This window comes from Mesobacillus persicus (genome assembly GCF_900109925.1).
In the GTDB taxonomy this organism is placed as follows: Bacteria; Bacillota; Bacilli; order Bacillales; family Cytobacillaceae; genus Mesobacillus_B; species Mesobacillus_B persicus.
This window is the reverse complement of the sequence record NZ_FOBW01000003.1, coordinates 85,330-105,700: the sequence shown is the minus strand read 5'-3', so window position 1 is coordinate 105,700 and position 20,371 is coordinate 85,330. Positions and strand designations below refer to the sequence as shown.

Sequence of the window (20,371 nt, the reverse complement as noted above, 5' to 3'; positions counted from 1 at the left end):
ACAAATCAAGAATCTTCATCTTTATCTTTATTCTTCTCCATGATTCGTTCTTCGCTTAACAATTTTGAAACTGTTCCAATTTCCATATCCTTGGCTTTGATTTCGGAAATTAACCGATCAAGTGATTTAGCTGTCGAGTCCGTTGGATGCATCAAAATCATCGCCCCATTGTGGAGTTTCCCTGTGACTCTTTGAATAAGGGCATCCGGTGCAGGTTTCTTCCAATCAATTGTATCAACACTCCACATCACTGTACCTAGACCGTATACTGAAGCGACTTTAGCAACGTCCTCCTTATAACTACCACTCGGAGGGGCAAACCAACGAGGTTTTTCACCTGTGGTTGCCTCAATCACTTCATTGGTTCGTTTAATTTCATCATGAATTCTTGAAACGGATAAACTTTTCATATCCGGGTGAGTGAATGAATGATTACCGACCTCATGTCCTGCTTCAACAATCATCTTTGCAAGCTCCGGATGATTTTTCACCCATCTTCCTTCAAGAAAAAAGGTTGCTGTCACATGATGCTTTTTTAGCGTTGATAGCATATCAGATAAATATTCATTCCCCCAAGCAACATTGATAATAAAGCTTACCATTGGCTTTTCAGGGTTCCCTTTATAAATGGCAGCAGGTGGCAGTTCGGATAAATGAACCTTTGGATTTAATTCATCGAATACAAGCAGATTCTCTGAGAATTTGCCTTCTTTTTTCATTTTTTTATACGACTTGTCAACATTGACTTTCATCCCATTGTAACCAGGAATCGCTTTCCAGACCGGATCCATTTTCGCATCTACGGGCTTTACTTCATATTCAGGTGCTTTCTCTACTATTACCCTATAAAGAGAGTCTTCACTCGTAGAAACCGTAATTGATTCGGCTTTTAAATATGATAAATAATGATCAGAAAAAGGATTGCTCACCAAAAGCCACGCACCCATTAGGATAGCGACAATATAAGATAACTTTTTCATTCCCTTTGCCTCCTTCATTAGCTGAGCGACAGCCCTGTCCAATATCCCTATAGATAAGAATATGTGACGGAGGGACAAGGTAGAACGAGGATAGGCATTCCCTTTCAAACAGAAATAAAAAAAACCAGGGTTGCCCCGGGTTTTTAAATGATTCTTATTCACTTTGTGTTGCTTTTTCGCGTTGTTCCTTTAGTACTGCTTTACGACTAAGGTTCACACGTCCTTGACGATCGATTTCTGTAACCTTCACAAGAAGTTCATCGCCAATCTTGACTACGTCTTCGACTTTGCCGACACGTTCCTCAGCAAGCTCAGAAATATGAACAAGACCGTCTTTTCCATTAAAGATTTCAACAAAGCATCCAAATTTCTCAATGCGTTTTACTTTACCAAGGTACATCTGTCCAACTTCTACCTCGCGAACGATATCTTCAATAATTTTCTTAGCCTTTTGGTTCATTTCCTCGTCAGTAGAAGCAATAAAGACTGTACCATCTTGTTCGATATCGATTTTAACGCCTGTTTCTTCAATGATCTTATTGATTTGCTTTCCACTTGGCCCAATCACATCACGAATCTTATCTGGATTGATAGACATCATCATAATTTTAGGTGCATATTTTGATAGCTGTCCGCGTGGTTCCGAAATCGTTGCAAGCATTGATTCAAGAATTTGCATGCGGCCTTTTTTCGCTTGCTGAAGGGCTTCTTCTAAAATTTCACGAGATAGTCCATCAATTTTAATATCCATTTGCAGAGCTGTTACGCCATTTGCTGTTCCGGCAACTTTAAAGTCCATATCTCCGAGGTGGTCTTCCATCCCTTGAATATCTGTAAGGATTGTATAATGTTCACCTGATTTGATAAGGCCCATGGCAATTCCAGCTACTGGAGCCTTTAGTGGCACGCCTGCATCCATCATCGCTAATGTACTTGCACAAATACTTGCTTGTGAAGTCGATCCATTCGATTCAAGAACTTCTGATACTAAGCGAATCGTGTATGGGAAATCTTTTTCTGAAGGAATGACCACTTCTAGAGCTTTTTCTCCCAGTGCTCCGTGACCAATTTCCCTGCGGCCTGGACCACGAATTGGGCCAGTTTCCCCAACACTGAACAATGGGAAATTGTAGTGGTGCATAAAACGCTTTTCTTCTTCAACTCCTAGTCCATCTAGGATCTGTACTTCGCCCATTGCACCTAAGGTACAAATGCTCAAAGCTTGCGTTTGTCCTCTTGTAAATAAACCAGAACCGTGCGTTCTAGGAAGGATACCAGTTTCTGAAGATAGAGGGCGGATTTCATCCACACCACGACCATCTGGACGTAGCTTATCTTCCGTAATTAAGCGGCGAACCTCACCCTTTACCATCTTATCAAGGATTAGTTTCACTTGCTTTAACTTGTCATCAGCTGCTTCTTCTTCTTCATACTTCGCGAGTACTGCATTTTTAACTTCCTTAATTGCCGCTTCGCGTGCATGTTTTTCTTGTACTTGAATCGCGGGAATCATATCGCTTTCACATAGACCGCGAACTTCTGCCTCAAGATCCGTATCAAGTTCGAATAGTTTGATTTCCATTTTTTCTTTGCCAACTTTTGCAACAATCTCTTCTTGGAAAGCAATTAAACGCTTAATTTCATCATGGCCATACATGATTGCTTCTAGCATCACTTCTTCTGGTACCTCATTGGCCCCAGCTTCTACCATGTTGATTGCATCTTTCGTTCCGGCAACCGTCAAGTGCATATCGCTCTTTTCAGCTTCATCAATCGTTGGGTTGATGACAAATTTGCCATCAATACGACCAACAATCACTCCGGCAATCGGACCTTGAAACGGGATATCTGAAACACTAAGTGCTAAAGATGATCCAAGCATTGCTGCCATTTCTGATGGGCAATTCTGATCGACACTCATTACAATTGAAATAACTTGAACATCATTTCGGAAACCATCGGCAAATAGCGGGCGAATTGGACGGTCAATTAGACGACTTGATAAAATCGCTTTTTCACTAGGTCGACCTTCCCTTTTAATAAAACCACCTGGGATTTTCCCTACCGCGTAAAGACGCTCCTCATAGTTTACGGTTAACGGAAAGAAATCTAAATTCTTAGGCTCTTTTGAAGCTGTAGCTGTGCTCAATACAGCCGTGTCTCCGTAACGTACTAGGACTGCGCCATTCGCCTGTTTTGCCAACTGACCGATTTCAACACTTAGTTCACGACCGGCCCAGTCCATTGAAAATATCTGTTTTTCCTGATTCATTCATTAAGCCCCTCTCTTACTGAATCCTTTTGCATTCCATGGGTATAACTTTTCCCGTGATTGCATGTACAATTCAATGTATAGTGACAGCTTTAAAAGCTGGTCATTTCAAAATTATTAGTAAATATTTTTTTCAGAAATAGCCTGTCCAAACGACTCATTCCACTAGTATTATGTACAGAAAAAACAAACTCTAAAATTTAAAGAGGAATTATGTAATAATTTTATACCTAAACCTTTTATTTACACAATAAAAAAGCGGGAAAAATCCCGCTTTTTACAAATTATCGACGTAAACCAAGCTTGTTGATTAAGTCACGGTAACGTGTAACATCTTTATTACGAAGGTACGTTAAAAGGTTACGACGCTTACCTACCATTTTTAAAAGGCCACGACGTGAGTGGTGATCCTTTTTGTGGGTACGTAAATGATCATTCAATGCATTAATTTCTGCAGTCAGGACAGCGATTTGAACTTCTGGAGAACCAGTATCGTTTTCGTGTGTCTTGAACTCATTGATTAGTTCATTTTTACGTTCTTTTGTGATTGCCATCCGATTCACCTCCTACTTAATATCCCCTGTTACCGAGCAAGCGTCGGTGACTCGACTTGCCAAGCAAAGGTTCTTTTTGATACGTTAATTAGAATACATCTTTTTTAGATAAAAAGCAAGTCTAACCTTGGTGTTTTTCAAAGTAATGTATTGCTTTTTGTTTATCTTTATCGATTTGCGCCACCAATTGATCGATTCCTGAGAACTTCTGCTCTTCACGAATCTTCAAATGCCATTCAACGACAGCTACTTCTCCGTAAATATCTTTATTAAAGTCAAATATATGGACTTCAACAGATGGTTTTGACGGTTTTTCATTATTAAATGTTGGTTTATAGCCGACATTACAAACTCCTTGATACCAGTCTCCTGATAGCTGAATTCTTACTGCATAAACCCCCGTTGGTGGTAAAATAAAGTCTTCCCAAACATCCACATTCGCTGTTGGAAAGCCAATAGTTCTCCCACGTTTATCCCCATGGATAACGGTACCAGTTGTCGTATAGAATCTCCCTAATAACGTAGGTATAACATCCATCTTCCCTTCCCTTAGAGAGGACCGGATTAACGTTGAACTGATTTTCTCATCAGCGACCGATAGCTTAGGGACGACTGAGTACTCAAACTTCCCTCTTGAATGGAACTGCATCGTTTCCATTGTTCCTTTTCCCATTTTTCCGTAAGTATAATCAAAACCTGCTACAACATGCTTGACATTAAGCTTAATCATATAGTCATCGATAAATTCTTGCGGCAAAAGGTTTGCAAACTCTGGAGTAAAATGAACAATAAATAAACGGTCCACACCCATGTTTTCAATCACTCGGATTTTCTCTTCAATTGGCGTTATGTATTCAACATGTTGCAAACGTTTCCCAAGGACAACGGATGGATGAGGATCAAAGGTCATAACTGCGCTGTTAATTCCATGATCACTAGCAATCTTAATCGCTGTTTTAATTACCTCTTGATGACCGAGGTGGACGCCGTCAAAATATCCAAGTGCCATTACCTGGGAGGGGAAATCTTCTATCTTATATGAATGAGGATGATTCAGTTTGATTAGTTCCACTTTTAATATTCACCTTTTCTGACTAGCCTAGAGATCGTTACTGTTCATTCCTTAGCACTTTATCTGGCTTTAGTAGACCTGGCTTCCGAGGGTGTTTTCTATAAATAGCCAACACCGTTCCGTCGGCTAGACATACTGCTATTGGGCCCTCGACCATTTCTAAGTGCGTAGGAATTTCCAATACTACACCATTTTTCACTTTCTCTGCTACTTTATCACTTATTTCATATTTCGGCAAATCAGAAATCCCGTCCTCAAGAGGTTTTAACACACTCTGAACCTCACCCGCAAGAGCCAATTCTTCTACCTGCTCTAAAGTATAACAATCATCAAGAGTCATCGAAGCAGATTGAATACGTTGAAGATAAGACATATGAGCCGGATAGCCCAAACTCTCCCCAATCATTACAGCTAGGGTCCTAATGTATGTACCTTTCCCACAACTTACTCGAAACCGAAAGGAAATCGTATCTCCTTCAAATTGAGTTCGCTCATCAAGCAAGGTCATGTTGTAAATTTGTACCTTCCTTGAAGGACGTTCCACTTCAATTCCCTGACGAGCATACTCATAAAGTCTTTTCCCGTTAACTTTTATTGCAGAAAACATCGGTGGTGTCTGTTCAATCTCACCCGTCAGATTTTGAAAGATAGCAAGAATTTCTTCCCTTGTGATGATTTTGTCCACCACTTTGGTTTCTACGGTTTCACCAGAAGCATCCTCTGTGGTTGTCGAGAATCCAATGGTTACTTCCCCCTCATATGCTTTACCTGCATCTGTAATGTACTCAGCCACCTTTGTCGCTCTCCCTAAACAGATAGGGAGCACTCCAGTAACGTCTGGATCTAGAGTACCTGTATGACCAATGCGTTTCATTTTAAAAATTTTTCTGAGGCGGAAAACACAATCATGCGATGTCATTCCCGCTGGTTTATATAACGGTAGAATCCCTTCCATTTTTCCTCCTAAAACGAAAAGCGTAAGCGCCTTGCCCAGGGACGAAAGGAATAAGACGCACCCTAAAAGAAGGTGTTCTTTCCCTTCTTACAGGGTGTGGCTTATGACCCGAGCCCCTAGGCGCTGGAGCTAGACAGTTTCCAAAGTAAAATCCTATTTTCCTTACCTATTGAAAAAATGGATAGACATTATGTCTATCCATCTATTCTGTATTCTAATTTTCCCGTTCTTTCTCATCATTATTATCATTATGATTATGAACTTGATGAAGAAGCGTATTGATCCGATTTCCATAATCGAGAGATGGATCAAATTCAAAACTAATTTCAGGTGTCTTGCGAAGGCGGATTCGCTGACCGATTTCAGTCCGTATAAATCCTTTTGCTTTCGCAAGTGCCTTTAACGTGTTTTCTTTTTGTGCTTCATCACCTAGAACAGAAATATAAACTGTTGCTTGTTGAAGATCACCGGTTACCTCGACATCTGTTACCGTAACGAAACCAATACGCGGATCCTTAATCTTACGGCCGATAATGTCACCCAGCTCTTTTTTCATTTGTTCTCCAACACGATTTACTCGATGGCCCATGTTCGATCACCTCGTCAAATTAAAGCCATTCAATGTCAGTAATAGTTCGTTCTATTTCAGGAAACGAATCAATCATTTGAAGGGCATTTTGTAATTCCCTTTCCGTTGCCTGCCGTGCGGACGAGACCGTCACAATTGCGATTTTCGTCCGCTGCCAAGCATCCTGGAAATCCACTTCTGAAACTGAAACATTATACTTCTGCTTCAGTCTTGTTATGATACGCTGCAAGACTGCTCTTTTATCCTTTAAAGAGTGGGCATCATAAACGATACACTCACAGGCAGCGAGCCCTACAATCATTAACGTTCCACTTCTTCCATGATATATGCTTCGATAACGTCGCCTTCTTTCATATCATTGAAGTTTTTAATCGTAATTCCGCATTCGTAACCTTGGGCTACTTCTTTTGCATCATCCTTGAAACGTTTAAGAGCATCCACTTGGCCTTCAAAAATAACAATGCCATCACGGATTAGGCGGACGCCACTATCACGGGTAATTTTACCATCTGTAACATAAGACCCCGCAATTGTACCAACTTTTGATACTTTGAACGTCTGACGTACTTCCGCTTGACCGATTGTTTTCTCTTGGTAAACAGGATCAAGCATCCCTTTCATCGCCGATTCAATCTCTTCAATAACTTTATAGATGATACGGTGAAGACGAATATCAACTTCCTCAGTTTCTGCTGCACGTTTTGCATTATTATCTGGACGAACATTGAATCCAATGACAATCGCGTTTGACGCAGCCGCTAAGGTAATATCAGATTCATTGATGGCACCAGCACCAGTATGAATAATCCGGACATTAATTCCTTCTACATCTAATTTTTGTAACGCTGCTGCAACGGCCTCTACGGAACCTTGAACATCAGCCTTTACAATTAGATTTAAGTCCTTCATTTCGCCTTGCTTCATATGTTCAAATAAGTTATCAAGGCTGACCTTTGTTTTTTCGGATCTTTGTGCCTGAAGTGCCTGGCTTGAACGAGCTTCACCAACTTGGCGAGCTGTCTTTTCATCTTCAAAGACGACAAAACGGTCACCAGCTTGAGGAACATCGTTAAGACCAGTAATCTCAACAGGAGCAGATGGTCCTACTTCTTTAACACGGCGGCCTAGGTCGTTCACCATTGCCCTTACACGTCCAAAAGTATTTCCAACAACGATTGGGTCCCCAACCTTTAAAGTACCATTTTGAACAAGTAAAGTAGCAACGGATCCTCGGCCTTTATCTAACTGAGCCTCAATAACCGTTCCAATCGCCGGACGATTTGGATTCGCCTTGTATTCTTCAACTTCACTTACTAGGAGAATCATTTCAAGTAGACTGTCAATTCCTTCTCCTTTAAGAGCTGAAATTGGAACAAAGATGGTTTCGCCTCCCCAAGCTTCTGAAACAAGACCATGCTCAGTCAGTTCCTGCATCACACGATCAGGGTTAGCTCCCTCTTTATCCATTTTATTAACAGCGACGATAATTGGTACATTGGCTGCCTTTGCGTGGTTGATTGCTTCAACCGTTTGAGGCATAACCCCGTCATCTGCTGCTACAACAAGGATTGTTATATCTGTAACCTTCGCACCACGAGCACGCATCGTTGTAAAAGCAGCGTGACCTGGTGTGTCAAGGAAGGTAACTTTCTTTCCATTCGCTTCTACCTGGTAAGCACCGATATGCTGAGTGATTCCACCTGCTTCTCCTGCGGTTACCTTCGTATGACGAATCGAGTCAAGTAAAGTCGTTTTCCCATGGTCAACGTGTCCCATAATCGTAACAACTGGTGGGCGCTCACCAAGTAGGTCTTCTTTATCTTCTGTAAAATATACCTCAAGGTCTGTTGTATCAACGAGGATTTCCTCTTCAACTTCAACCCCATAATCGGTACAAATTAATTCAATCGCATCTTTATCTAGGTCCTGGTTAATCGTAGCCATTACACCAAGCATAAATAACTTTTTAATAATTTCAGATGGTTCACGGTAGAGCTTCTTAGCAAGCTCACCAACCGTTAAGGAATCACTGAAGGTAATTTTTGCTGGAAGCTCTTTTTCCTTTTTCACTTGCGGTTGTGGAGCGTGGGTCTGATTTTGTTTGCCGCGATTGTTGTTTTGTTTTGATCTATTGTTATTATTTCCACCACGTTGATTGCCTGATGATCGTTGTTGACCTTGACCTGATGGTCGTTGTTGACCTTGGCCTGATGGTCGCTGCTGGCCTTGACCTGATGGTCGCTGCTGGCCTTGACCTGATGGTCGTTGTTGGCCTTGACCTGATGGTCGTTGTTGACCTTGACCTGATGGTCGTTGTTGACCTTGGCCTGATGGTCGTTGTTGACCTTGGCCTGATGGTCGTTGTTGACCTTGGCCTGATGGTCGCTGCTGGCCTTGACCTGATGGTCGCTGCTGGCCTTGACCTGATGGTCGCTGCTGGCCTTGACCTGATGGTCGCTGCTGGCCTTGACCTGATGGTCGTTGTTGCCCTTGACCTGATGGTCGCTGTTGGCCTTGACCTGTTTGTTGTTGATTTGACTGCTGTGACTGTGGTTGCTTTTCCGTTGTTTTATTATAAATGGCGTCTAATCTCCTCACCGTCTCCGTTTCAATAGCCGTCATATGGTTTGAAACCTCGATGTTCATTTCTTTTAATTTGGTAATAACGTCTTTACTCGATACATTATGCTTTTTGGCGTATTCGTACACGCGCGTTTTACTCATATTTTCACCCCCGCTAGAATTAATCGAGCAACGTCAACAGTTTCTTGGCAAACCCATCATCCAAAAGGGCGACAACCACACGGGCCTCTTTCCCAATTGCTTGGCCAAGCTTATACCGATCCTCGACCAATTTATATGGAACTTGATAGGAATTACATTTATCTGTAATCTTCTTTTGAGTATTGAAAGATGCATCTTTAGACAATAATACTAACTTTGCCTTACCGCTTCTGATTTCTTTTACGGATAGCTCTTCCCCTGAAATGATTTTACGTGCTCGATTGGCTAAGCCAAGCAATGACATCCACTGATCGTTCATCAGATTTGTCCGTTCTCCTTTTCGATAAGGTCTAGAAGCTCTTCATAAACAGAGTCTTCTATGTTCGCTTCCAACTGTTTAGAAAGGATGTTTCTTTTCTTTGCAAGCAGGACAGTTTCCTTATCCTTTGATAGATAAGCACCACGTCCAGATTTCTTACCAGTCGGGTCAATGGATACTTCCCCTTCTTTTGAGCGAACAATCCTGATGAGTTCCTTTTTTGGTCTCATTTCACCGGTTGCAACACATTTGCGCATCGGAATTTTTTTTCGGCTGTTCACGCTCATCCACCTCTTCCCTTAATCTAACTCCTCGTCTGAATAATCTTCCTCGTATCCTTCTAAAAGTGCACCATCTTCACGAGGGAAGATTCCAGCCTCACGAGCATCTGTTTCAGATTTGATATCAATTTTCCAACCAGTTAACTTGGCCGCAAGCCTTGCATTCTGACCGCGTTTTCCAATCGCTAGAGAAAGCTGATAGTCCGGAACAATGACGGTTGTCGCCTTTTCCTGCTCACTAACAATTACGTCAAGAACCTTTGAAGGACTCAAAGCATTAGCAACGAACACGACAGGATCTTCTGACCATTTAACAATATCAATCTTCTCGCCCTTTAACTCATTCACGACCGCCTGTACTCTCGTGCCTTTAGGGCCAACACAAGAACCAACCGGATCGACCTCAGGGTTATCTGAATGGACCGAGATTTTTGATCTGTCCCCTGCTTCACGTGCTACAGATTTAATTTCTACTGTACCATCGTAAATTTCAGGAACTTCAATTTCAAACAACCTTTTTAACAGTCCAGGATGTGTTCTAGATACAAAGATTTGCGGACCTTTGGTTGTCTTTTCTACTTTCGTTAGGAAAACCTTAATCCGATCATGTGGCTTATATTGTTCATTTGGCATTTGCTCGTTTACTGGCAGTATTGCTTCAATCTTGCCAAGGCTGACATAGATAAACTTCGAATCCAACCTTTGAACAATCCCCGTCATGATATCTTCTTCACGGTCAATGAATTCAGAGTAAATGATGCCTCTCTCCGCTTCACGAACTCGTTGAGTAACAACTTGCTTTGCAGTCTGAGCAGCAATTCGTCCAAAATCCTTTGGAGTTACTTCTAATTCGACCACATCTTCGACTGTATAGTTAGGGTTTATTTGATGAGCTTCTTCAAGGGAAATTTCGAGACGCGGATCAAATACTTCCTCCACGACTTCTTTTCTAGCGAACACACGCATTGATCCATTCTCAAAATTCATATCAATACGTACATTCTGAGCCTGATTAAAATTACGCCGGTATGCTGAGACTAACGCTGCTTCAATCGCATCAATCAATACATCCCTGGATATGCCCTTTTCTTTTTCAAGCACTGTCAGAGCATCCAACAATTCACTGCTCATGAGATTTTTATCCCCCTTTAAATTCTTACATTATATTTTTCATAAGGCTGTTCATTCATACCAATATTTGTTTAGAATATGACTGCCAAACGAGCACTGGCAATCTTATCGAATGGCAAAACGAATTCTTTTTTTCGTGTTTTAATTTTCACTTCAACGGTGACCGTCTCACCATCAAATGCTTTTAATAAACCTTCGAATGTTTTTTCTCCATCAATAGGTTCATACGTTTTTATAAAAACATTTTTCCCAACGGCTTTTTCATAATCTTTCTCTTTCTTCAGTGGACGTTCTGCTCCAGGTGAAGAAACCTCAAGGAAATAGTTATGTGTGATTGGATCAAGCTCATCAAGCTTTTCACTTAGACGTTCACTAACTACGCCACATTCTTCGATATCGACGCCATTATCTTTGTCTATGTAAATTCGCAGAAACCAGTTCTTTCCTTCTTTTACATACTCTATGTCCACTAATTCAAGTTCTAAGTCGGTTAAAATCGGTGTCAAAAGGTCTTCGACAACTTCTGTCACTTTGCTCATTTTTTATCCCTCCTTTTGGAATGGGCTCTCTTCGTATTTATTCAATTACATCCCGAAAAGGGCATACAAACAAGAAAGAGCGGGTTTCCCCACTCTTATCTGCCAGAGTTATCCGTAGTATTTCCAATAAAAATATAACATAACCAGATTTTTAATGCAAACGGATTAGGCGCCCAAGCACTTATGAGCGCTTCTTCCTCTTCGTCATGGATTTTGGTTTAGAAGATTTAAATTAGCACTATAAACTACCAAATTTGCCTTTACTTGGTCACAGAATTTACATTTTTTATTTTACAGGCACAATCTTTTGCCACTTTGCAAACAAGTAAATGTTTTTCCTTTTACCATTTTAATCTTCTATCAACCAGACCGGGTATGAGAGTTTTTTCTTAACAAGAATAGACGGAAGAATTCCGCTTAATTGGTAAATTAAAATGAAAATAGCATAAATAAACGGAGAAACTCCGACTATTAACTCCAAAATCATAAAAATGGAGTGTTTTTATTTGCATAACCGGAAAATCTCCCCTTATATCCCCCAAAACGAGCTCCAATTTGAAATTAACCGGAAAACCTCCGCTTATTTTACTTCTGCTATTTACTCAATTTAGGGTAAGCCTTCTTACTTTAATAGAGATGGGATTAAAAGGGTTTTGGTCATTAATTTTAATGACCCCATAACCTCTATTTTTCCGTTCGACCTCTTGAGCCTAGATTAAGTACCACAAATAAAAAAATGGGTGCTCCATACAAACCATCTTAAGGAGCACCCATTATGCTAAAACAACGACAACTGATTCTGATCTGGTAATGCTTCTAGACAGCCGTGATTGTCTAAAAACTCAATAATAGTTTTTGAGACTTTCCCACGTTGCTGAAGGTCTTCCTTCGACAGGAATCCCCCTTGTTGACGTGCTTTCACAATGTTAATCGCTGCATTCGTTCCCAATCCTGGAATTGAATTGAAAGGTGGAATAAGCGCGTCGCCATCAATAATAAAATCTGTCGCACTTGAGCGGTAGAGATCCACTTTCTTGAAAGAGTAGCCCCGCTCACACATTTCCATTGCCAATTCAAGCACGGTCATCAAGTTTTTTTCCTTCGTAGAAGCATCAAGACCCTTAGCACTGATTTCTTCAACCTTAGCCCGAATGGTTTGTGACCCACGGACCATGGCGTCAACATCAAAGTCCTCGGCTCTTACTGTAAAATACGCTGCATAGTACAGAAGTGGATGATGTACTTTGAAATAAGCAATCCTTACAGCCATTAGGACATAAGCTGCAGCATGAGCCTTAGGAAACATGTATTTTATCTTTTTACATGAATCGATGTACCATTCTGGAACTTTGTTTTTGCGCATTTCTTCTTCCATATCATCCGATAGGCCTTTCCCTTTACGTACGGATTCCATGATTTTAAAAGCAAACGATGGCTCAAGTCCCTGGTAAATAAGGTATACCATTATATCATCACGGCAACCAATTACTTCACTCAGTGTACAAACATTATTGTGAATCAGCTCTTGGGCATTTCCAAGCCAAACGTCAGTACCATGGGAGAGCCCAGAAATCTGTACCAATTCTGAGAAAGTGGTCGGCTTCGTATCCTCAAGCATCTGACGAACGAATCTTGTCCCGAATTCCGGGATACCTAGGGAGCCCGTTTTACTCATGATTTGTTCTTCTGTTACACCAAGGGACTCGGTGTTCGAGAAAATTTTCATGACCTCCGGATCATCCGTAGGAATCGTTTTCGGATCAATCCCACTTAAATCTTGAAGCATCCTAATCACCGTTGGATCATCGTGACCAAGGATATCGAGCTTTAAGACATTATCATGAATGGAGTGGAAGTCGAAATGGGTTGTCCGCCATTCAGACGTTAGTGAGTCCGCCGGGAATTGAATCGGCGAGAAATCATACACATCCATGTAGTCCGGAATAACAATAATCCCACCAGGGTGCTGCCCTGTTGTTCTTTTAACTCCCGTACAACCCGCAACAAGACGATCTGTTTCTGCTCCGCGCATATGCAAATTATTATCATTTTGATAACCCCTTACATAACCGTAAGCCGTCTTTTCAGCAACGGTTCCAATCGTTCCCGCACGATAGACATTGTCTTCACCAAACAATACTTTTGTATAGTCATGCGCACGCGGTTGGTATTCCCCGGAAAAATTGAGATCAATATCGGGAACCTTATCACCCTTAAATCCAAGGAAGGTTTCAAACGGGATGTCATGGCCGTCTTTGGTGTATCGAATTCCACAGGTAGGACAATCCTTGTCTGGAAGGTCAAAGCCGGACCCTACTGAACCATCATCGAAGAACTCGGATTTCTTACACTTCGGGCAGACATAGTGTGGCGGCAATGGATTTACCTCGGTAATCTCCGTCATGGTTGCGACGAAAGAAGAACCAACCGATCCACGCGAACCAACTAGGTACCCATCATCAAGAGATTTTTTAACGAGCTTATGTGAAATAAGATATATAACGGCAAAACCGTTATCGATAATACTCTTCAATTCTTTTTCAAGTCGCGCCTCTACAATTTCTGGAAGATCTTCTCCGTAGATGCTTTGTGCCATCGCATAACTCATATGGCGCATCTCTTCATCTGCCCCTTCAATTTTCGGGGTATACAGATCATCTTTAATTGGCTTGATGTCATCAATCATATCGGCAACTTTATTTGTGTTTGTTACGACAATTTCTTTCGCCTTTTCTAACCCTAGGAACGAAAACGCATCAATCATTTCGTTTGTTGTCCTAAAATGAACATCTGGAAGTCGATGACGATTTAGTGGATTGGCTCCACCTTGGGAATTGACCAAGATTTTACGATAGATTTTATCATTTTCATTTAAATAATGAACATTCCCGGTCGCAACAACTGGAAGATTGAGCTTTTCTCCAAGTTTAACAATATTAGAAATAATGTTTTCTAATGATTTTTCGTCACGTACCAGCTCTAGTTCAATTAAATGAGAGTAAACGGCCTTTGGCATAACCTCTAAATAATCGTAAAAATGAGCAGCTTCCTCTGCCTCTTCCATGGACTTTTGCATCATTGTCTCAAATACTTCGCCTTTATCACAAGCCGAACCTACTAAAATTCCATCGCGGTACTTTTGTAAAACAGACCTCGGGATTCGCGGCACCCTATAAAAATAGTTAAGATGAGAAATCGAGATCAGTTTGAATAGATTCTTAAGACCAACTTCTGTTTGTGCGATTAGAGTTATATGATGGGGCCTTGCACGTTTATATGCGCCACCTTGACCCATGTAATCATTCATTTGATCATGATACTCGATGCCTTTTTCCGCTGCCTCTTTTAGCATCTTTATTAGAATGTAACCAGTCGCCTCGGCATCATAAATGGCACGGTGATGCTGGGTAAGCTCGACTTCTAATTTTTTCGCCAGTGTGTTAAGCCGGTGATTTTTCATATCTGGATAGAGTAGTCTACCAAGTTCAAGTGTATCGATGACTGGATTCGGTAATTTTCCAATTCCAATCTTTTTACATCCTGTATTTAAAAAGCCCATATCGAATGAAGCATTATGGGCGACAAGAATCGAGTCACCAATCCACTCGTGAAATTTCCTTAGTACATCATCTACTTCTGGAGCATTCTCGACCATATCATCGGTAATGCCCGTTAACTCGACGATGGTTGCTGATAATCTTCGGTGCGGGTTCGCGAATGATTCAAATCGATCAACGATGTCACCATTTTTAACTTTGACTGCCGCAAGTTCTATGATTGTATCGTAAACAGCTGAAAGACCGGTTGTTTCAACGTCAAAGACAATATACGTGTCGTCTGCAAGGAGACGGTGTGCCGAGTTATAAGCAATCGGTACTCCATCATCCACAAGATTCGCTTCCACACCGTAAAGAATCTTAATCCCGTTTTTCTTTCCTGCTCCAAAAGCTTCCGGGAAAGATTGCGCACCTGCATGGTCAGTAATCGCGATTGCTTTATGGCCCCATTTTGCCGCCTGAGAAACGAGATCCCCTACACTGCTAACCGCGTCCATTTGGCTCATTGGTGTATGCAAATGAAGCTCGACACGTTTTTCACCGTCACGAGCCGTATCTTGCCGAAGCTTTGGTTTTATTTCATTCACATCATTTCCGATCATGACAAGGTCACGGACAAAAGTATCATTTTGGATGCTGCCCCGTACTTTTAACCATAGGCCTTTTTTCACGCGTTGGAATATAGCTGCATCTTCCTTGTCTCGAGAAAACATCTTAACCATGATAGAGCTTGTATAATCGGTAATTTTAAAGGTTAAAAGCGTTCGGCCACTTCGAAGTTCCTTTGTTTCCGCAAAGAAAACATACCCTTCGACCGCGACTCGGCGCTCTTCATCAACTATTTCTTCAAGGCGCCTGAAATCTGCATCGTCTTTAATCGTTAGTCCGATTGTCACTGGACCATCCGTCGGTACACCGTCTGCAGAATCTTTTTCTGAATCCTTTTTCTGCATTTCTACCATAGCAAGAAGTGCACGTTCCTGGTCCTCTTTTGCCTTGGCCTTTTCGAATTCCTCGAATTCAGTCGTTGAGGTTGCTTGAGTAACTTCTGTATCAATAGTTAAACTAGGAAATCCATAGGATTGAAAAATGTCAGCAATTATGCCGCTGTATTTTTTCTTAATCGCCATGCCTTCCATATCATTTCGAACATTTAGGACCATTTTATAGCCCTGGACCTTCGGCAGTTGCTCGTTTAAAAGCTTTAACAAAGGAGGAGCAATCCCATCGATTTCCTGAACGCAGTGCTTCCAATAATCATGAACAACCTGCTCAGTAATAGAAGTATCCACAACATGAATGCTACTTGAGACATTTGCAATATGAGAAAAACTTCTTTCCAACTGAGTCGTAAACCGAGTTAATAGGCTGCATGGAAGGATGCGTTCAAACTGAAAGTAAAAATGCCATTTCTTTTGCTTCTTGTCCACTACTACCCGGTCGATCAAGGCATCTTTAAAATGTTGAACCATTGCATCCTCCGTCAATTGGAGCTGCTGCAGTAAAACAAGGAAGCTCTCTTTCTTTTTAGAGGAAAGATCGGTCATTATTTCCCTCCTATCTATTATTAAATTTAAAAATTTCTTTGGTAGATTATTTTTTTTAGCAAGGGTAATTATAACACAAAAAGACTTAGTGATTGGTTACAGGATTTGAGAATAATGAAGGAAATGATTAGAAGTTTGGATTTTGAATTCTAGGGTGGTTTGAAGGGCGTTTCAATTGATAGATATGCTAATCGCTATCTCAGAATTCTGTGATCTTTTGGTTTGATCGGTGGGTTTTCTCTCCCGGTTCCAATTTTGGAAACTAGACAACTTATAGGTGACCTTTCTTCTTCTTCTCGCAACCATTTAGGGCACCAATACGCCTCATTAGTGACCTTTCTCCTTCTTCCCTCAACCACTTAGGTCACCAATACGCCTCATTAGTGACCTTTCTCCTTCTTCCCTCAACCACTTAGGTCACCAATACTCCTCATTGGTGACCTTTCTCCTTCTTCTCGCAACCACTTAGGGCACCAAGCAACCAGCAATCAGCTTCCCCACCTCATCACTGTCTCTACTCTCTAAGCAAGTAAAAAATAAAAGGATCCCCTCAAAAAGGAGATCCTTCATTTTATAGCTAAAGTGACTTAACAATCGTTTCAATCGTTTCCTGAAGCTCGTCCACATGTACTTCCTGCATATCACCTGTTTTACGAACTTTCAGTTCAACGATGCCTTCAGAAGCTTTCTTCCCAACGGTAATTCGCACGGGCAACCCAATCAAATCGGAATCGGCAAATTTCACCCCTGGACGCTCTTGACGGTCATCAAATAGCACTTCAAAACGAGCAGCCTTTAGCTTCCCATATAAATCATTCGCTAATTCAGCCTGTGCAGTATCCTTCATGTTTACAGCAATTAAATGTAAATCGAATGGAGCCAGAGCTGTTGGCCAAACTAGGCCTTTTTCATCGTTGAATTGTTCCACAACACTAGCCATTGTCCTAGAAACGCCAATACCATAACATCCCATAATCATTGGCTGTGTTCTGCCATTTTCATCGAGATACGTCGCACCCATCGCTTCACTGTAGCGAGTTCCTAGCTTAAAGACGTGACCGACTTCAATTCCTTTCGCAAATACAATTTTGCCTTCTCCATCTGGAGATGGATCTCTCTCCTGAATGAATCGGAGATCGGCATATTGGTTAACAGAAAAATCACGTTCTGGGTTTACATTGATAAAATGATAGTTCTCTTCATTTGCACCGCAAACTCCATTAACAACTGCAGCCACAGCATCGTCTGCTACAACTTCAACATCCTTCACATTTACTGGCCCTAGTGAGCCAATCGTACACCCGAGAACTGCCTTTGTTTCCTCCGCAGTAGCAAGCTCTGCATTAGCAGCACCTAAAAGGTTCTTCAGCTTAATGTCGTTCACTTCATGATCCCCACGGACAAGAGTAAGAACATAACGGTCATCATCCATTTTGAATAGCAGCGACTTAATGCAATCCTTCGCCTCTACCTTCAGAAAGCCAGCAACCTCTTCAATGGTCTTTTGATTTTCAGTTATTACCTTCTCCAACTCTTTTGCTGGTTCTGCCTTTTTCTCATATTCCATAACCACAGGTGCCATTTCAATATTGGCAGCGTAATTAGAAGTATCCGAGTAGGCAATTGTGTCCTCACCAACATCCGATAACACCATGAATTCATGTGTATCTTTTCCGCCCATAGCTCCCGAGTCAGCAATGACCGCACGGAAGTTTAATCCACAACGAGTGAATATATTCGAGTATGCGGCAAATAATCGCTCATACACTTCATCTAAGCTTTCCTGAGAAGAGTGGAAAGAATAAGCATCTTTCATAATGAATTCACGACCACGCAGCAAACCAAAACGAGGGCGCTTTTCGTCACGAAACTTAGTCTGGATCTGATATAAGGATAATGGTAGGCGCTTATAGGACTTTACTTCATCACGAACTAGGCTCGTAATAACCTCCTCATGAGTGGCACCGAGAGCAAACTCTCTTTCATGTCGGTCTCTCATACGCATAAGTTCTGGACCATAGGTATACCATCTTCCAGATTCCTGCCATAGTTCTGCCTGTTGAAGGGCTGGCATCAGTAATTCAACTGCGCCTGCATTGTCCATTTCCTCTCGGACAATCCCCTCCACCTTTTGCAATACTTTTCTTGCTAGTGGTAAATAGGAGTATACCCCACTTGCATTTTGGCGAATATACCCTGCTCTTAACAGCAATTGATGGCTTTTTATTTCTGCATCTGCTGGTACTTCTCTTAATGTAGGAATTAAGGTCATGCTTTGTTTCATTCGTTATTACACCTCATCTAAAGTCAATATCACGTTATAAATTAAGATAAACCATCCCAATAGATAGGCAAATGGCCGGCTAATGGGATGGTACACTTTTACAAAGGCTGCGATAAAGAGGTTGATTTCCACTCCATGCACTCGCTTTCCGCGGGCGTGCCGGGGAGCCTCCTCGGCGCTTCAAGCGCCTGTGGGGTCTCCCCTGCCCCGTCATCCCGCAGGAGTCGAGTGCCTTCCGTTACATTCAACCTGCAATATTCCTCCTTTAACACCGCTTTACAAAAAGAATCTCTGTATATCGTTCCAGGTAACCACTAGCATTAATAGCATCAGCAAGGCAAATCCGATAAAGTGGACCAAGCCTTCCTTTTGTGGATCGATGGGTTTGCCTCTAACGGCTTCGACAGCAAAGAACATCAATCTTCCACCATCGAGAGCTGGTATTGGCAAAAGGTTCATAATGCCTAGGTTGATACTTAAAACCGCAGCCCATCTCATCAAATACCAGATGCCTGATTGTGCAACAATACTTGTCGATTCATAGATTCCTACGGGACCAGCAAGAGCATCAATTGAAAACTGTCCAGTGACAAGTTTTCCAACTGCAAAGATGATTTCCTTTGTCCAAGTATAGGTTTCTTGGAATCCATACAAGAAGGCTCTTAAAGGATCCTTTTCAATCGGAGCATACACGCCAATAATTCCGATAGTCTGGCTAGTGCCACCTTCTAGTTCCACTTCCCTTTTATCTGGAGTAACTGGAATTTCAAGCGTGTCTTCACCTCTATGGATTGTAAACTCTAGTTCATTTTCAGGGTTTTTCTGGATTATTTCTACCACATCGGACCAACTAGATATTTCCGCACCCTCAATACTTTGTACAACATCTCCTTGTTTCAAACCAGCCTCAATCGCTGAACCATCTGTGGCTAGCTCACCTAATACAGGTTTATCAGAAGGCATCCCTTGGAATAAGGCAATGATAATAAAAACGACGATTGCTAGAATAAAGTTCATCATTGGACCAGCAAAAATCGCCATCGTTCTTTGTCCAATGGACTTAGAGGAAAACTGTCGATCATATGGTGCGATTTGTGATTCTGTTCCATTCTCCACAAACACTGCTTTTGGGCTAATAGAGAAGGTTTTTAATTCCTCAGCATCGTCGCCAGCTTCGTAGCCTTTCACGAATAGGTCGTGCTCAACATCTGCCTTTTCAACTTCAATTACAAGCGCATCTGGAAACTTTTCTTTGTTATTAAGAATGATTTTACGAACCTTTTTATCTTCGCCAAATAGCAATCCGATTCGTTGACCTGGTTTCAGTTCAATCATTTCTGGGTCTTCTCCAGCCATTCTCACAAACCCACCAATCGGTAGTAGGCGAATGGTATAGACAGTTTCATTTCGCTTGTGTGAGAATATTTTTGGCCCAAAGCCTATTGCAAACTCCCGGCATAAGATGCCCGCTCGCTTTGCAAAGATCAGGTGACCCAGTTCATGAAAGAAAACGAGAGCCCCAAAAATGACGATAAAGGCAATAACTGTACTCAAATGAATGACCACC

General features: G+C 41.6%; 15 protein-coding genes. All 15 read right to left on the bottom strand.

The genetic code is table 11. The annotated features are described in order from the left end of the window. Positions 1-5 precede the first annotated feature (5 nt). The 15 genes from BMX30_RS05660 to rseP all read right to left on the bottom strand — a co-directional run bounded on the left by BMX30_RS05660 (position 6) and on the right by rseP (position 20,358). Entirely contained in the window at positions 6-980 is a 975-nt protein-coding gene (locus BMX30_RS05660; protein WP_090742063.1) for a polysaccharide deacetylase family protein, read from the bottom strand. A 154-nt stretch (positions 981-1,134) separates the two neighbouring features. Continuing rightward, positions 1,135-3,252 carry a polyribonucleotide nucleotidyltransferase gene (gene pnp / locus BMX30_RS05655; RefSeq protein WP_090742060.1) on the bottom strand — a complete coding sequence of 706 codons (2,118 nt, stop codon included), beginning with the start codon at positions 3,250-3,252 and terminating at the stop codon, positions 1,135-1,137. Positions 3,253-3,536: 284 nt separating this feature from the next. Then, positions 3,537-3,806 carry a 30S ribosomal protein S15 gene (rpsO, locus tag BMX30_RS05650; RefSeq protein WP_090742057.1) on the bottom strand — a complete coding sequence of 90 codons (270 nt, stop codon included), beginning with the start codon at positions 3,804-3,806 and terminating at the stop codon, positions 3,537-3,539. Positions 3,807-3,927: 121 nt separating this feature from the next. Beyond that, positions 3,928-4,878, bottom strand: a complete 951-nt coding sequence (gene ribF, locus BMX30_RS05645) for a bifunctional riboflavin kinase/FAD synthetase (protein WP_090742054.1) — start codon at positions 4,876-4,878, stop codon at positions 3,928-3,930. A 37-nt stretch (positions 4,879-4,915) separates the two neighbouring features. Then, complete coding sequence (gene truB, locus BMX30_RS05640) at positions 4,916-5,833, bottom strand: tRNA pseudouridine(55) synthase TruB (protein WP_090742052.1); 918 nt, start codon at positions 5,831-5,833, stop codon at positions 4,916-4,918. Between the two features lie 214 nt (positions 5,834-6,047). Further along, positions 6,048-6,422 (bottom strand): 30S ribosome-binding factor RbfA, encoded by a 375-nt coding sequence (gene rbfA / locus BMX30_RS05635; protein WP_090742049.1) that lies wholly within the window; start codon positions 6,420-6,422, stop codon positions 6,048-6,050. 19 nt (positions 6,423-6,441) lie between these two features. Beyond that, positions 6,442-6,723: a DUF503 domain-containing protein gene (locus tag BMX30_RS05630; RefSeq protein ID WP_090742047.1), complete on the bottom strand. Its 282-nt coding sequence runs from the start codon at positions 6,721-6,723 to the stop codon at positions 6,442-6,444. Next, entirely contained in the window at positions 6,723-9,146 is a 2,424-nt protein-coding gene (infB, locus tag BMX30_RS05625) for a translation initiation factor IF-2 (protein ID WP_090742045.1), read from the bottom strand. Before infB ends, BMX30_RS05630 begins: the two co-directional genes overlap by 1 nt. A 19-nt stretch (positions 9,147-9,165) precedes the next feature. Continuing rightward, positions 9,166-9,465: a YlxQ family RNA-binding protein gene (locus tag BMX30_RS05620; RefSeq protein ID WP_425283736.1), complete on the bottom strand. Its 300-nt coding sequence runs from the start codon at positions 9,463-9,465 to the stop codon at positions 9,166-9,168. Continuing rightward, complete coding sequence (rnpM, locus tag BMX30_RS05615) at positions 9,465-9,746, bottom strand: RNase P modulator RnpM (protein WP_090742040.1); 282 nt, start codon at positions 9,744-9,746, stop codon at positions 9,465-9,467. Before rnpM ends, BMX30_RS05620 begins: the two co-directional genes overlap by 1 nt. 18 nt (positions 9,747-9,764) lie before the next feature. After that, positions 9,765-10,877 carry a transcription termination factor NusA gene (gene nusA, locus BMX30_RS05610; RefSeq protein ID WP_090742037.1) on the bottom strand — a complete coding sequence of 371 codons (1,113 nt, stop codon included), beginning with the start codon at positions 10,875-10,877 and terminating at the stop codon, positions 9,765-9,767. Between the two features lie 71 nt (positions 10,878-10,948). Beyond that, a complete protein-coding gene (gene rimP / locus BMX30_RS05605; RefSeq protein WP_090742035.1) occupies positions 10,949-11,416 on the bottom strand; it encodes a ribosome maturation factor RimP in 468 nt (155 codons plus the stop codon). Positions 11,417-12,194: 778 nt separating this feature from the next. Next, a complete protein-coding gene (locus tag BMX30_RS05600) occupies positions 12,195-16,520 on the bottom strand; it encodes a PolC-type DNA polymerase III (protein WP_090742033.1) in 4,326 nt (1,441 codons plus the stop codon). Positions 16,521-17,097: 577 nt separating this feature from the next. Beyond that, entirely contained in the window at positions 17,098-18,804 is a 1,707-nt protein-coding gene (locus BMX30_RS05595; protein WP_090742030.1) for a proline--tRNA ligase, read from the bottom strand. A gap of 276 nt (positions 18,805-19,080) precedes the next feature. Then, entirely contained in the window at positions 19,081-20,358 is a 1,278-nt protein-coding gene (gene rseP, locus BMX30_RS05590; RefSeq protein ID WP_090742026.1) for an RIP metalloprotease RseP, read from the bottom strand. Positions 20,359-20,371: the final 13 nt, after the last annotated feature.

Bases quoted from the DNA above. Each gene is read 5' to 3' on its own strand.
- BMX30_RS05660 (WP_090742063.1), bottom strand. From the start codon at position 980: ATGAAAAAGTTATCTTATATTGTCGCTATCCTAATGGGTGCGTGGCTT.
- pnp (WP_090742060.1), bottom strand. From the start codon at position 3,252: ATGAATCAGGAAAAACAGATATTTTCAATGGACTGGGCCGGTCGTGAA.
- rpsO (WP_090742057.1), bottom strand. From the start codon at position 3,806: ATGGCAATCACAAAAGAACGTAAAAATGAACTAATCAATGAGTTCAAG.
- truB (WP_090742052.1), bottom strand. From the start codon at position 5,833: ATGGAAGGGATTCTACCGTTATATAAACCAGCGGGAATGACATCGCAT.
- rbfA (WP_090742049.1), bottom strand. From the start codon at position 6,422: ATGGGCCATCGAGTAAATCGTGTTGGAGAACAAATGAAAAAAGAGCTG.
- BMX30_RS05630 (WP_090742047.1), bottom strand. From the start codon at position 6,723: ATGATTGTAGGGCTCGCTGCCTGTGAGTGTATCGTTTATGATGCCCAC.
- infB (WP_090742045.1), bottom strand. From the start codon at position 9,146: ATGAGTAAAACGCGCGTGTACGAATACGCCAAAAAGCATAATGTATCG.
- BMX30_RS05620 (WP_425283736.1), bottom strand. From the start codon at position 9,465: ATGAACGATCAGTGGATGTCATTGCTTGGCTTAGCCAATCGAGCACGT.
- nusA (WP_090742037.1), bottom strand. From the start codon at position 10,877: ATGAGCAGTGAATTGTTGGATGCTCTGACAGTGCTTGAAAAAGAAAAG.
- rimP (WP_090742035.1), bottom strand. From the start codon at position 11,416: ATGAGCAAAGTGACAGAAGTTGTCGAAGACCTTTTGACACCGATTTTA.
- BMX30_RS05600 (WP_090742033.1), bottom strand. From the start codon at position 16,520: ATGACCGATCTTTCCTCTAAAAAGAAAGAGAGCTTCCTTGTTTTACTG.
- BMX30_RS05595 (WP_090742030.1), bottom strand. From the start codon at position 18,804: ATGAAACAAAGCATGACCTTAATTCCTACATTAAGAGAAGTACCAGCA.